This window comes from Streptomyces sp. NPDC055078 (genome assembly GCF_053607985.1).
Genome location: NZ_JBSGUP010000182.1, coordinates 1 through 12,953, shown reverse-complemented (window position 1 = coordinate 12,953; position 12,953 = coordinate 1). Strand labels below are relative to the sequence as shown.

The following is a 12,953-nucleotide window of genomic DNA, read 5'->3' as shown; positions in this document are numbered from 1 at the left end:
CTCGAACGCCGCACCCGCCGCCGGGATGCCGCAGTAGACGGCGGTCTGGAGCAGCACCTCCTTGATCTCGACGGGTGTGAGTCCGTTGCGCAGGGCCGCCTCTTCCACCTGTCCCCCGCCGCTGTCGACCTCTACGCGGTGGGCGTCCATTGGGCCCTCGGCGACGCCGGCGCGGCACTGCAAGCAGGACGCGGACTCCGACCCGAACTGTTCCCCACCCCGGAGCGCAAGAGCCGGATGCACACCGACCTCGCCCGCGCCTGGTGGCAGTGGGGCAAACCAGAACAGACCACGCGCGAACTGCTGGCCGCGATGCGGGTCAGCCCCGCGGAAGTACGCGACCGGCCCGCGATCCGCGAGATCGTCAGCTCACTCGCCTCCCGGCACCCGCACACCACCGGCGTCCGCGAACTGACGTCCGCCGTCGCCCGCTGAACTACCCGCCGGGGCCGAGCCTGCTGACCCCCGGCGGTCGGCCGGAGGTCAGCCTCACTGGTACGTCAGAGCGCGGCGGACCCGCTGCCCTTGACTCCCCCGATGAACGTGGACCACGCGGAGGCCCCGAAGGTCAGGGCCGGAGCGTGGGGGACCTTGCTGTCGCGGACCGGGACGACGCCATGCATACGCGCGGGTATCGGCGCCCACTCCACGCAGTTGCCCCCTTCCCCGTCGCTGTAGCTGGACTTCACCCAGTGGGCGGAACCGTACCGAGTCACAGAGCCTCCACACCCTTGACCTGCTCAATGAACGTGGACCACGCGGAGGCCCCGATGGTCAGGGATGGGGCGTGCGGAACCTTGCTGTCACGGACCGGAACCACGCCATGGGCGTGCGCGTGTATCGGGGACCACTCAACGCAGTTGGCCCCTTCCTGATTGCTGTAGCTGGACTTCACCCAGCGGACGTAACCACTCGGAGTCACAGTGCCTCCATGGCCTTGAGAATCAACTGTGCAGACGCGTCAGGCGAGAGCGCTGATGCAGTAAGCACATCGTAGGACCGGGTCAGCTTCCTCACTGCCCCTTGGTCTTCGATGATCGCGCTCGACTGGATGCCCTCCGTGTACACAACCACCGCTCCGGCCTGGAGCGTCAGGATGGAGAGCGGACCATCCATCAGGCTGTGACAACCGGCGGTCAGCGGTAGCACCTGCACCACGCTCGTGTAGCGCGCACCATGCGCCAGCAACGCGGCCAACTGCTCCCGCATTACGTCTGAGCCCCCGATAACGCGCCTGATCACCGACTCGCAGACGACGGCGGAAAAGTCTGGCGGCACCTTCCGTTGGAACAGTTCCTGCCGGGAAATCCGAGCCCTTACCAGTGCAGAGATCTCCTCGTCACTGGCCCTGGGGTCGCCCGTACGGAAGAGCGAACGGGCATACGCCGCAGTCTGGAGCAGGCCCGGCACCACGGATTGAGACCACTCAGCGATCTCAACAGCGTCTGGCTCCAGCTTCATTCGCCGCCGAGAGTACACCGGGTAGCCCTCGGATCGAATTCTCTCGTACAGATCCTTGAACTTTCCGTCCGTCTCGAAGATCTGATCGAATACCTCCGGCAGGTTCTCCGGGATCGGGGTGTCTCCGCCCTCGATGCGCGAAATGGTCGAGCCAGAGGTTCGCGCGTCCCGTGCCAACTGCGCCTGCGTCAGCTTCCCCGCCGGCCTTAACTCCCGCGCGTCCCGCAGAGCCTCGGCGAACTCCCGTCGAGGATCGCCCACTTCGCTACGCCGATCTCCGTCACCCTCGTGCCGCACTGTCATACCGAACTCCTTTCACCACGGCGCTGCAAACCAGCGCCGACTCCTCGAAGGACACAGGTCAGACGCCTGCGCATATGCCAGCTTCGCCAACCCGCAGGTTGGACGACGGATTGCTTCCCAACGCACCACCCCCTGCCGCACTCTGAACGCCCCCACTCCCCCGGAGCAGAAAGGAGCCCCCCACCATGCCGTACAACCCATCCGCACAGACTTCCGACGAGGACGAGCTGAAGGCACTCATACGAGTCGGCGGCTTCTGGCCCCTTGTCCCGGAGTGGGTGCCGTGCGATGGCTTCGCGGGCCCGACTCCGGACTTTCTCAAGGTTATTGCGGAAGGACTCCGGAGGGAGGGCGAATGAGAAATTCAAAGAACGCCGGGGAGTGGCCATACGGACCGGCCCCGGGTGAAGTTGTCAGGGACGCCGCAAAGAAAAGCGTGGGCCGGGTGATGGGACACCTTGCGGGGCGCATCCAACTGCGCCCGCTCAATGGCGGAGTGGAATGGGACGCTTTTCCGGAGGATTTGACTCCGGCCGCGCAGTCGGACGCACTCAGCCAAGCCGTTGCCGAGGCGAACGCACAGAGCCGCCGGAGGGTATGAGATGCGAACCCTGCTGAAGCAGAACTGCGAGCGTCACATCTGCGCGGCGACGGCCACGCTCCCGCTGCAACTGATCGTGCTCGTCCTCGACATCTCCCCCGGCGAGCCCGGCCACCCGCTGGAAGTGGTGACCGGCCTGCGGTGCTCGCTGGAAAAGCATTCGGCCGGTCTGCATTTCGACCTCGTGCGGGAGCTGAACGATGCCCGTCAGGGCGAGGTGTGGGTGCGCTGGGCGGAGGGCCAGGTGCCCGAGTGTGTCGCGGTGCTGCCGGACTGTCCCGACGACAACGGTGAGGAAGGCGCGGCGAACGAGGCGTGCACGCTCTTCCGGGACCATCCCGGCGGGCACAGCTTCGAGTATTCGGACCCTGAGTACGACGCGGTCCGCGCGAGCCCCGATTACGACCAGCTAACGGCGGAGATCAACGATCGGCTCAAGGAGGAGATTCCGGAGAACGAGTGCGGCTCCTAGCTACTAGGTGCTGCGCATCAGAAGTCCTCCTCGGTAACGGGTCCGACAGTACGACCGCCGAACGCCGCAGAACCCATCGCGGCGCGCGGAATCCCCTCAGATCTCCCGCGTCCGCACCGGTCAGTGCGGGGGCATCCCGGAGTCCCGCACGCTCCCGGTCGCCCCGGCGCGGGCGTCCGGGGCCGGATCGCCGTCCGCGTGGAACACCACGTGCGGGCCGTGCTCGGCACGCCACTGATGGAACCGGCTGAGCATTTCGGGGAAATAGGCCAGGAGGTAGGCGTGGAAGTTCCGCAGCTCAAGGATGCGGACTCTGGCCACGTCGGGGAGGTCCGGGTCGGCGAGTCGCTCGTCGAGGACCGTCACCAGCCGGGACATGCCCTTGGCGTTCTCCGAGTAGACGTCCGCCCAACTGGCCGAGCGCAGACTGAACTCGTCCCGCCGGGTCTCGGGGGACACCGTACGTTCGACCATGTTCAGGCCGAGCAGCAGTCTTCCCATGCTGGAGACGGTCACCGAGCTGGCGCCCATGCGGGCCGCGAGTTCCTTGGTGGAGAGCCGGGGCTCCTCCGCGAGCAGGAGTGTGCCCAGCATCCTGCCCGCCATCGGCGGCAATCCGCTGAGGAGGAGCGAGCCCACCTCGTCCGCGAACCGCATGTGCGACTCCGCCTGCGACTGCGCCTGTCGATCCTCCCGAGTCATGGCAGAAGTGTATCCCGATCCGTTGTTCAGTAAAGACTAAAAGACACAATGTCTTGACACTGCGACTCATGCAATCAAATACTCGACGCATCGCACGTCAACAGCGGGAGCAGGTCATGACTGAACAGAACCACCGGGCGGAACTGGAGACGCTGGCCGAGGAGTACTTCGCCGGGGAGATGGCGTTCGATCCCTTCGCCGCACCCCTCATGGGTGTCGCCGGCCACTCCCACCAGGTGCCCGACCTCTCGCGGGAGGCGGGCGACAGGCATCGGTCCGAGTTGATCGCGCTGGGGACGCGGCTGGCCGCCGTGTCCCGGGAAGAGCTGACGGGCGAGGACCGGATCACCCACGGTGTGCTGAGCAGCCTCATCGACGCCGGGGCGAGCGAGCTTGAGCACGGGCTCAACGACTTCGCGGTCTCCGCCAGCATCACGGCCGCCCAGAACGCCGCCTTCCAGGCACTCGCCATGACCCCTGTGGACGAGGACGGCACGCCGGACTACCTGGAGCGGCTGGCCGCGCTGCCCGGGTACTTCGAGGGGGCCCTGCGATGTACCCAGGAGGCGGTCGCGGAGGGCCGCCGGCCGCTGCGCAGCGGAGTGGAGAGTGCGCTGGCGCAGTTGGACGGCCATCTCGCCGTCGATCTCGACGCCGACGCGATGGTGCGGACGCTGAAGGACATGCCGGGCGAGGAGAAGGCCCGCGCGGTGGTACGGGATGTGGTGCGGCCGGCCGTCCTGCGGTACCGCGAGGGGCTCGCCCTGCTCGCCGACGGCGCCCGGCCGGACTCCGAGGCCGGTGTGTGTCATGTGCGCGGTGGGACCGAGGCGTACGCCGATGCCGTCGGCCGGCACACCCGGCCCGGTCTGAGCCCGGACGAGGTCCACCGGATCGGTATTGAGACGGTGGCGGCGCTGCGGGAGGAGTTCGCCGAACTGGGCGGAAGGGCGCTCGGCACCGGCACCGCCGATGAGGCGCTGGCCGCCCTGCGGGAGGACCCGGCGCTGCGGTTCGCCCGCTCGGAGGAGATCGTCGGGCTGGTCGAGGAGGCGCTGTACCGTGCGCGCCGGGCCGTTCCCGGCTGGTTCCGTACGTACGACATCACCGACTGCGTGACCCGGGAGATCGGTGCGCTGGAGGCGGAGACCGCGCCTCTGGCGTACTACCAGCCCCCCATGGGGCCAGGGCTGCCGGGTACGCACTGGATCAACACGATTCGCCCGGAGACCCGGTTCCGGTACGAGTACGAGGCGCTCGCCTTCCACGAGAGCATCCCCGGCCACCATCTCCAGATCGCCCTCGCCCAGACCCTGACCGGGCTGCCGGAGTTCCGCCGGAAGTCGGCCGGGCAGATGACGGCGCATCTGGAGGGGTGGGGGCTCTACACGGAGCGGCTGGCCGATGAGATGGGTCTCTACAGTTCGGACCTCGCCCGGTTCGGGATGCTGTCGCTGGACGCCGTCCGGGCCTGCCGGCTCGTGGTGGACACCGGGTTGCACCACCTCGGCTGGTCGCGCGAGAAGGCCGTCACGTACATGCGGGACAACACCGCCACCACCGAGGCCAACGTCCGCAACGAGATCGACCGCTACATCGCCTGGCCGGGGCAGGCCACCGCGTACATGATCGGCCGCCGGGAGATCCTCCGGCAGCGGGAGCGTGCCCGCACCGCGCTCGGCGACCGCTTCGACATCAAGGACTTCCACCACGAGGTCATCGGACACGGAGCCGTACCGCTCGGCGTACTCGACGAACTGATCATCGACTGGATCACCTCTGTCCGAGGCTGATCACCGACCGGATCGCCTCCGCCGGAGTACGGGGCTCCGCAACCGGCAGCACCCAGGCCACCCCGCAGTACCAAGGAGCGTTGCCGCCGTTCGTCATACTCACCCTCGGAGACCCGGAGTACTCATGTCCGAGACAGCCGCACCACCCAGCAGCACCGCGTCACCGAAGTCAGGCACCGTCGTCGTCGCCCTCACGGCCGTCATCGTGGTCGTCACCGGGCTGCTGGACTCCATGCTGTTTCCCGCGCTGCCCGTCATCCAGTCCGATCTCGGGCTCACCACGGCCGAAGGTGCCCTGCTGCTCAGCTCCATCACCATCACGGCGTCGCTGGCGATCCCGCTGGTGGGTTCCCTGGCCGACCGCTACGGCGGCCGTCGCATGATGCTGGTCGTGGGCGCCGCCGGAGTGATCGGGGCGACCCTGTCCGCGATGACCCAGTCCTTTCCGTTTCTGGTCGCCGCGCTGGCGATCCAGGGCATCGGCACCGCCGTCCTGCCGCTGGGCTTTGTCATCGTGCGGGAGCACTTCCCCGAGCAGAAACGTTCATTCGGTGTCGGACTGCTGGTCGGACTGCTCGCCCTCGGCGGTGGTCTGGGCATGGTGCTCTCCGGGCCCATCGCCGAGAACCTGTCCTGGCGGTGGATCTTCGGCCTGCCCGCCATCGTCATCTCGGTGACCACCCTGCTGGTCTACTGGCTCATGCCCCGTACCGCCCCGGCGCCGGAGAGCACGGGCCCGGCCAACGCGGCCTCGGGCGGCGCGGCCTCGGCCAGCGCGGGCCCGGACGCGGCCTCCGGCGGGATCGACTGGAGCGGCGCCGTACTGCTCGCGGGCACCCTGTTCTGTCTGACGTTCGCGCTGTCGAAGGTGCCCGAGTGGGGCTGGACGTCACCGCTCATCCTGGGGATGCTCGCCGCCGTCCCGGTCCTCGCGACGCTGTGGGTACGGACCGAACTCCGCGTCGAGAACCCCATCGTCGATGTGACCTTCCTCCGGCGTCCGGCGGTGCTCAGCGGCACGCTGGCCGCCATGGTGCTCGGACTGGGCTACTCGGTGGCGGCGCTGTCCGTCCCCCAGATCGTCCTCGCCCCCAGGGAGACCGGCTACGGGCTCGGCGGCACGGTCACCGACACCGGCCTCTACATGCTTCCCGGGGCCGTCGTCGCCGTACTGGTCGGGCCACTGACCGGTGTGCTCTGCCGCCGCTTCGGCTCCCGTACGACGCTGGCCGTCGGACTCGCGATCGCGGCAGCCGGCATGGTCTACGGGGCCTACCGGCACAGCGAACCCTGGCATCTGATCCTGATCTTCGGCATCCTCGGCATCGGCGGGGCCGTCGCAGGCACCGCGCTCTACAACGGAACCCTGGATTCCGTGGAGGCCAAGGACACCGGCGCGGCCACCGGCATCAACATGATCGCCCGGGCCGTCGGTGCCCCCCTCGGCCTCCAGATCGCCGCGGCGGTCATCTCGCACTCCGCCGTAGGGGCGCCGATCCCGATGCCCATCGACGAGGGCTACACCAACACCTTCCTGGTCGGAGGGGCCATCACCGCGCTCGCCATCGCGTTCGCCTGGCGCGTGCCCGGCCGCCGGGCGGGCAGCGCGGCCCGGCCCACCACCGAGCCGGCCCCCACCGTCCCCGCCTGACCCGGGCCCTGGCCCTGGTTCGTACCCGGGCCCTGTCATTGGTCCGCAGCCGGGCCGCCCTGGTCCGCACCCGGACCGGTCCCACTCCGGCCGCCTGTTCCCGAACCGGCCCCGGTCAGTCACCCGTGCCCGAACCTGCCCCGCTCCCCCCTGATGTCCACCCGTACCGACGCTGAACACCTCACGAGGAGAAAGCATGACCACCACCGAGACACCCGCGCTCGCCACCCGGCTGCTGGACGCGGTCGCGGCCGGCCACGAAGGAGCGGTCGAAGCGCTCACCGACGCCCTGACCAAGGCGGGCGGACCGCTGTGCGACCCGCTCCCCGACGGCGGCTACCTCGTCACCTTCGTCTGGATCGGCCCGGCCGAACAGGTCGCGATCACCTGTCAGCTCACCGTTGACGACATGAGCCGGGCGGCGCAGATGGAGAGGGTCCCGGGCACCGACGTCTGGCACTTCTCGGTTCCGGTCACCGACGACCGGATCTCCGTGCTGTATGCCTTCGCCGTCGACGACCCGAACAGCCTGGTGCCGATGAATGAGCTGATGCAGATCATTCAGGAAGAGAACGGGATGCTCGAATTCGCGCTCCAGCGGGACCGCTGTACGCGCACCGACCCGTTCAACCCCGACCTCGTCACCGCCGACAGCATCCACATGGGCCCCGAGTTCAATCAGGACGCCAAGGACGCCGTGCTCACCCTGCCCGGCGCGAGCACCGACACCTGGTTCGGCCCCAGCCGCACCTCCGGCACCCTCACCGAACACCAGGTGCGTTCCAAGGTCTTCGGCGATGAGCGGACCGTCACCGTCTACACGCCCGCCGGATACGACCGAGCCCGGGGCAGCTACCCCCTGGTGTTCCTCCTCGACGGCGAGTACCAGGTGGAGAACTACCCGGTCATCCTCGACAACCTCATTGAGGGCGGAGCGATCCCGCCGGCCGTCGCCGCCTTCGTCCACAACAAGACCGCCATGTCCCGCATGGTGGAGATGTGCTGCAACCTCGATATCGCGACCCACTACGCCGATGAACTCGTGCCCTGGCTGCGCTCCGAGTTCGGCGCGGGCGAGGACCCGGCCCGTACGGTCACCACCGGAGCCAGCTACGGCGGCCTCGGCTCCGCATGGATCGCCCACACCAGGCCGGACGCCGTCGGCCGGGTGCTCTCCCTCTCCGGCTCCCACTGGTGGGGCCAGGAGGACGGCTTCGGCGCCAGGGACGGCGCGCACTCCATGGGCAACGACAGTGAGCCCGAGTGGCTGACCCGGCAGATCGCCGCCGACCCCGTGACCCCCACCCGCTACTGGGTGACCGCCGGAACACTGGAGATCCAGCCCCTGCCCTTCGGCATCACGCTGCTGGCTGCCAGCAGGCATCTGCGGGACGTCCTGACCGCCAAGGGCTACGAGGTCGGATACGAGGAGTTCCCCGGCGCCCACGAGCACGCGGGCTGGCGGCGTGCCTTCGCCAACGGTCTGCGGTACCTCCTGGGCGACGCGGACAAGGGGGATAGCGGGAAGTCCTGAAAAGAAAAGGGCGGGAAATGCCCCCGTGGCTACCATGACCGCATGGTGTCCACCGACCGGTTTCTCGCCTTCGCGGCCATGTCATTCCTGTTGATCATAATTCCCGGCCCCAGCGTCCTGTTTGTGATCGGACGGGCGCTGGCGCAGGGTCGCCGGGCCGCCCTCACCACGGTCGTGGGGAATACGCTCGGGGCCTACGTACTGGTCGTGGCGGTGGCGCTCGGCGTCGGGGCCGTGGTGGAGCGATCGGTGGTCGTCTTCACGACGCTGAAGCTGGTCGGTGCCGCGTATCTGGTGTATCTGGGCGTCAAGGCGGTACGGGAACGCGGTTCGATGCGGTCCGCGTTCTCGGGCGAGGGGCCCCCGCGCGGCAGCGGGCGGACCCTGTGGGAAGGATTCGTGGTCGGGGTGGCCAACCCCAAGACCATGGTGTTCTTCGCGGCGGTGCTGCCGCAGTTCGTGGACCGGGGCGCGGGGAATGTCACGGCGCAGATCCTGCTGCTCGGCCTGGTCTTCAATGTCATCGCGGTGGCGTGCGACAGCGTGTGGGGCCTGGCGGCGGCCACCGCGCGCGGCTGGTTCGCCCGCTCGCCGAAGCGGCTGGCCGTGGTCGGCGGAGTCGGCGGGGTCACGATGATCGGCCTCGGCGTCGGGGTCGCCGTGACGGACCACAAGGTCTAGCCGCTCGCGATGGATCGTGCTGGGCTCGCGTGCCCTGGCACCGCACTCCCGGTGCGCGAAAGCGTCACGCGCCGCTGAGCGAGAGCTTCACCGCGAAGCCGAGGAACAGCGCGCCCGCCACCGAGGTCGCACCCGCCGAGAGGCGCTTGCGGCGGCGGAAGGCGGCGGCCAGGTGGGTGCCGGTGAATATCAGCAGGGTGAGGTAGAGGAAGCTCGCGGCCTGGGCGAACGCCCCGAGGACCACGAAGGACAACGCCGGATAGGCGTACGCCGGGTCCACGAACTGGACGAAGAAGGCGATGAAGAACAGGATCGCCTTCGGGTTGAGCAGGCTGATCACCAGCGCCCGGCGGAACGGCCGCTCGGCGGCACCGGAACCGGCACCCGAACCGGCACCGGTGTCCGTGGCCGGTTCCGCCGACTCGCGCCGGGCCCGCCACATCGCCCAGGCGGCCCGCAGCAGCCCGATCGCCAGCCAGGTCAGATACCCGGCCCCGGCGAACTTCACTATCCCGAAGAGCACCGCGTTGGCCTGGAGCAGCGAGGCGACGCCCGCCGCCGACAGCACCATCAGCACGGTGTCGCCGCACCACACGCCCGCCGCTGCCGTGTACCCCGTACGCACACCGCGCCGGGCGGCGACCGAGAGCACATACAGCGAATTGGGGCCAGGCAGCAGAATGATCAGGACGAGGCCCGCCAGATAGGTCGAGAGATCGGTAACACCCAGCATGAGACGGAGTGTCGCACATGGGTACGACACTCCGGATGTGTGAGATGTGCCACGGGAGACGGCGGCGACGCGCACCCGGTCGTGCTCCGGGCCGCACCCGATGACGCCGACGCGCACCCGGTCGCGCCGGTCCGCGTTGAGTCGCGCCGACTCGCGCCGATCCGCGCCGCGCCCGATCGCGACCGGTCGTTCAGAACGCGCCCATGGGGACAGCCCGGTCGTTCAGAACGCGTCCGTAGGGACATACGTGCCCCACACCGACCGCAGCGCACCGCACACCTCGCCCACCGTCGCCCGCGCCCGCAGCGCGTCCTTCATCGGGTACAGCACATTGCCGGTACCCTCCGCCGCCTTCCGCAGCGCGGCCAGCGCCGCGTCCACCGCCGGCTGGTCGCGCTCCGCGCGCAGCCGCGCCAGCCGCCGGGTCTGCTGGGCCTCGATCGCCGGGTCGACCCGCATCGGCTCGTACGGCTCTTCCTCCGCCAGCGCGTAGCGGTTGACGCCCACGACGACCCGCTCGCCGCTGTCCGTCTCCTGGGCGACACGGTAGGCGCTGCGCTCGATCTCGCCCTTCTGGAACCCGTGCTCGATCGCGCTGACCGCGCCGCCCAGATCCGCCACCCGACGCATCAGCGCCAGCGCCGCCGCCTCCACGTCGTCCGTCATGCTCTCGATGGCGTACGACCCGGCGAAGGGGTCGACGGTGGCGGTCACGTCGGTCTCGTACGCCAGCACCTGCTGGGTACGCAGCGCCAGCCGGGCCGCTTTGTCCGTGGGGAGGGCGATCGCCTCGTCGAAGGAGTTGGTGTGCAGCGACTGAGTCCCGCCGAGGACGGCCGCAAGACCCTGGACGGCGACCCGCACCAGATTGACCTCCGGCTGCTGCGCGGTCAGCTGCACCCCGGCGGTCTGGGTGTGGAACCGCAGCATCAGCGACTTCGGGTTCCGGGCGCCGAACTCGTCCCGCATCACCCGCGCCCAGATCCGCCGCGCGGCCCGGAACTTCGCGACCTCCTCCAGGATCGTCGTACGCGAGACGAAGAAGAAGGACAGCCGGGGCGCGAAGTCGTCGACGTCCATGCCCGCCGCCACCGCCGTACGGACGTACTCGATGCCGTCCGCGAGGGTGAAGGCGATCTCCTGCGCGGGTGAGGCCCCGGCCTCCGCCATGTGGTAGCCGGAGATCGAGATGGTGTTCCACTTCGGGATCTCGGCACGGCAGTACTTGAAGGTGTCCGCGACCAGCCGCAGCGACGGCTTGGGCGGGAAAATATAGGTGCCGCGGGCGATGTACTCCTTGAGCACATCGTTCTGGATGGTGCCGGTGAGCCGGTCGGCCGGGACGCCCTGCTCCTCGCCGACGAGCTGGTAGAGCAGCAACAGCAGCGCGGCCGGGGCGTTGATCGTCATCGAGGTGGAGACCTGGTCGAGCGGGATCCCGTCGAACAGGACCCGCATGTCGTCCAGCGAGTCGATGGCGACCCCGACCTTGCCGACCTCGCCGTGGGAGAGGGGCGCGTCGGAGTCGTGGCCCATCTGGGTGGGCAGGTCGAAGGCGACCGAGAGCCCCGTCGTACCGTGGGCGATGAGCTGCCGGTAGCGGGCGTTGGACTCGACGGCGGTGCCGAACCCGGCGTACTGGCGCATCGTCCAGGGCCGGCCGGTGTACATCGAGCGGTAGACCCCGCGCGTGTACGGATACGAGCCCGGCTCGCCCAGCCGCTCGGCCGGATCCCAGCCGTCCAGGGCCTCCGATCCGTAGACCGGTTCGATGGGCAGTCCCGACTCGGACTCGCGCGCCATGTCCACGCCTCCGCATCCACTGGGCACCACTGTGCGTCGCACAGAGCTTCTCCCCCATCATGCGCGGGATCGTGCAACCGGGCTGGGCAGAATTCCCTCTCCTGAAGAGAGACCACTGGGGGATGAGCATGCTTCACCAGCCCGTCGTACGTACGTCGCTGCGCAGACCCGCCCACGGACCCGCACGCGGACCCGTCCTCCGCGCCCTCACCGCCGCCGTCGTGCTCGCCGTCACCATCGGCTGCTCCGCACAGTCCGCCGACCGGCCGGGCACCCGCGTCGACTCCAGGCCGGGAGGTGCGGCTCCCGCGCAGGAGGCCGCCCGGGAATCGGGCCGGGAGCCGAGCCAGGAGTCCGCGCCCGAGCCCGCCCGCACGTCCGCGCCGGAGAGGACACCCTCCGGGACGCCGTCCCCCGAGCGCGAACCGTCCGGGGCACCGAGCGCCGAGCCCGCTGAGATCCTGATGGCGAAGGGGGCCAAGGGCGAACGGGTACGCGAACTACAGGCCAGGCTCGCCCAGATCGGCTGGTTCGACGACACCCCTACGGGCGTGTACGGACAGCTCACCGTCGCCGCCGTCCGGGGCTTCCAGGGCAAGCGCGCACTTCCCGCCACCGGCGACACCGACACCGTGACCTGGCGGAAACTGCGCGGGATGACCACCCGGCCGACCACCGCCGAGCTTCAGGGCAAGACCGTCGAGAAACCGGCCCCCAAGCTCGATCCGCGCTGTCTGACCGGCCGGGTGATGTGCGTCAGCAAGACGACCCGCACCCTGTCGTGGGTCATCGACGGCACGGTGCGCTCGACGATGGATGTGCGCTTCGGCTCGCAGTACACCCCGACCCGCGAGGGCGTCTTCGCGGTGTTCCTCAAGTCCAGGGACCATGTGTCCTCGCTGTACGACACACCGATGCCGTACGCGATGTTCTTCAGCGGCGGCCAGGCCGTCCACTACTCGTCGGACTTCGCGGCCCGGGGCTACAAAGGCGCCTCGCACGGCTGCGTCAATGTCCGGGACCGGAGTGCCGTCGCCTCGCTGTTCGCGCAGGTGCGCAAGGGCGACAAGGTCGTCATCCACTGGTGACGGCGGCTCGGGCCCGGGACTCGGGCGCAGGCTCGGAACTCGGACCCGGAACTCGGACCCCGGGCTCGGGAGGAGACTTCTCCGGGAGGGTGAGAAGGGGCGCGGGCGGGACCGGGGGAACGTGTCCCGCC

Annotated in this window: 12 protein-coding genes and 2 pseudogenes; 7 read left to right on the top strand and 7 right to left on the bottom strand. The window is 69.3% G+C overall.

What is annotated here, in order from left to right; genetic code table 11:
• Window positions 1-99, bottom strand: a pseudogene (locus tag ACWF94_RS17520) (carboxymuconolactone decarboxylase family protein); the annotation flags it as partial.
• Between ACWF94_RS17520 and ACWF94_RS17515 the strand changes: the two are divergent.
• A pseudogene (locus ACWF94_RS17515) lies at window positions 94-435 on the top strand (transcriptional regulator); the annotation flags it as partial. The pseudogenes ACWF94_RS17520 and ACWF94_RS17515 sit on opposite strands and share 6 nt — an antisense overlap.
• 65 nt (window positions 436-500) lie before the next feature.
• Here ACWF94_RS17515 and ACWF94_RS17510 read toward each other — a convergent pair.
• From ACWF94_RS17510 to ACWF94_RS17500, 3 genes are read right to left on the bottom strand one after another with little or no spacing between them, the layout of a single operon-like run.
• Window positions 501-716, bottom strand: coding sequence for a DUF397 domain-containing protein (locus tag ACWF94_RS17510; RefSeq protein ID WP_453488454.1), 216 nt, complete (start codon window positions 714-716; stop codon window positions 501-503).
• Window positions 713-895: a DUF397 domain-containing protein gene (locus ACWF94_RS17505; RefSeq protein WP_453488458.1), complete on the bottom strand. Its 183-nt coding sequence runs from the start codon at window positions 893-895 to the stop codon at window positions 713-715. Before ACWF94_RS17505 ends, ACWF94_RS17510 begins: the two co-directional genes overlap by 4 nt.
• Before the next feature lie 23 nt (window positions 896-918).
• Window positions 919-1,764, bottom strand: coding sequence for a Scr1 family TA system antitoxin-like transcriptional regulator (locus ACWF94_RS17500; protein WP_453488452.1), 846 nt, complete (start codon window positions 1,762-1,764; stop codon window positions 919-921).
• A 602-nt stretch (window positions 1,765-2,366) separates the two neighbouring features.
• Between ACWF94_RS17500 and ACWF94_RS17495 the strand changes: the two genes are divergently transcribed.
• Window positions 2,367-2,837 carry a hypothetical protein gene (locus tag ACWF94_RS17495; RefSeq protein WP_453488450.1) on the top strand — a complete coding sequence of 157 codons (471 nt, stop codon included), beginning with the start codon at window positions 2,367-2,369 and terminating at the stop codon, window positions 2,835-2,837.
• Between the two features lie 120 nt (window positions 2,838-2,957).
• On the opposite strand, the gene ACWF94_RS17490 is transcribed toward ACWF94_RS17495, so the two are convergent.
• Window positions 2,958-3,539, bottom strand: coding sequence for a GbsR/MarR family transcriptional regulator (locus ACWF94_RS17490; RefSeq protein ID WP_453488449.1), 582 nt, complete (start codon window positions 3,537-3,539; stop codon window positions 2,958-2,960).
• A gap of 116 nt (window positions 3,540-3,655) precedes the next feature.
• Here ACWF94_RS17490 and ACWF94_RS17485 point away from each other — a divergent pair, with 116 nt between their 5' ends.
• The 4 genes from ACWF94_RS17485 (at window position 3,656) to ACWF94_RS17470 (ending at window position 9,198) form a co-directional block, all read left to right on the top strand.
• Window positions 3,656-5,332: a DUF885 domain-containing protein gene (locus ACWF94_RS17485; RefSeq protein ID WP_453488447.1), complete on the top strand. Its 1,677-nt coding sequence runs from the start codon at window positions 3,656-3,658 to the stop codon at window positions 5,330-5,332.
• Window positions 5,333-5,456: 124 nt separating this feature from the next.
• Window positions 5,457-6,983 carry an MFS transporter gene (locus tag ACWF94_RS17480; protein ID WP_453488445.1) on the top strand — a complete coding sequence of 509 codons (1,527 nt, stop codon included), beginning with the start codon at window positions 5,457-5,459 and terminating at the stop codon, window positions 6,981-6,983.
• A 196-nt stretch (window positions 6,984-7,179) separates the two neighbouring features.
• A complete protein-coding gene (locus ACWF94_RS17475; protein WP_453488443.1) occupies window positions 7,180-8,517 on the top strand; it encodes an alpha/beta hydrolase-fold protein in 1,338 nt (445 codons plus the stop codon).
• A gap of 42 nt (window positions 8,518-8,559) precedes the next feature.
• Window positions 8,560-9,198 (top strand): LysE family translocator, encoded by a 639-nt coding sequence (locus ACWF94_RS17470; RefSeq protein WP_453488441.1) that lies wholly within the window; start codon window positions 8,560-8,562, stop codon window positions 9,196-9,198.
• A gap of 64 nt (window positions 9,199-9,262) precedes the next feature.
• Here ACWF94_RS17470 and leuE read toward each other — a convergent pair whose 3' ends face one another.
• Both leuE and ACWF94_RS17460 read right to left on the bottom strand, forming a co-directional pair.
• Window positions 9,263-9,931 carry a leucine efflux protein LeuE gene (leuE, locus tag ACWF94_RS17465; protein WP_453488439.1) on the bottom strand — a complete coding sequence of 223 codons (669 nt, stop codon included), beginning with the start codon at window positions 9,929-9,931 and terminating at the stop codon, window positions 9,263-9,265.
• A gap of 222 nt (window positions 9,932-10,153) precedes the next feature.
• Window positions 10,154-11,734 (bottom strand): acyl-CoA mutase large subunit family protein, encoded by a 1,581-nt coding sequence (locus ACWF94_RS17460; RefSeq protein ID WP_453488437.1) that lies wholly within the window; start codon window positions 11,732-11,734, stop codon window positions 10,154-10,156.
• Window positions 11,735-11,862: 128 nt separating this feature from the next.
• Here ACWF94_RS17460 and ACWF94_RS17455 point away from each other — a divergent pair, with 128 nt between their 5' ends.
• Entirely contained in the window at window positions 11,863-12,822 is a 960-nt protein-coding gene (locus tag ACWF94_RS17455) for a peptidoglycan-binding protein (RefSeq protein ID WP_453488456.1), read from the top strand.
• Window positions 12,823-12,953: the final 131 nt, after the last annotated feature.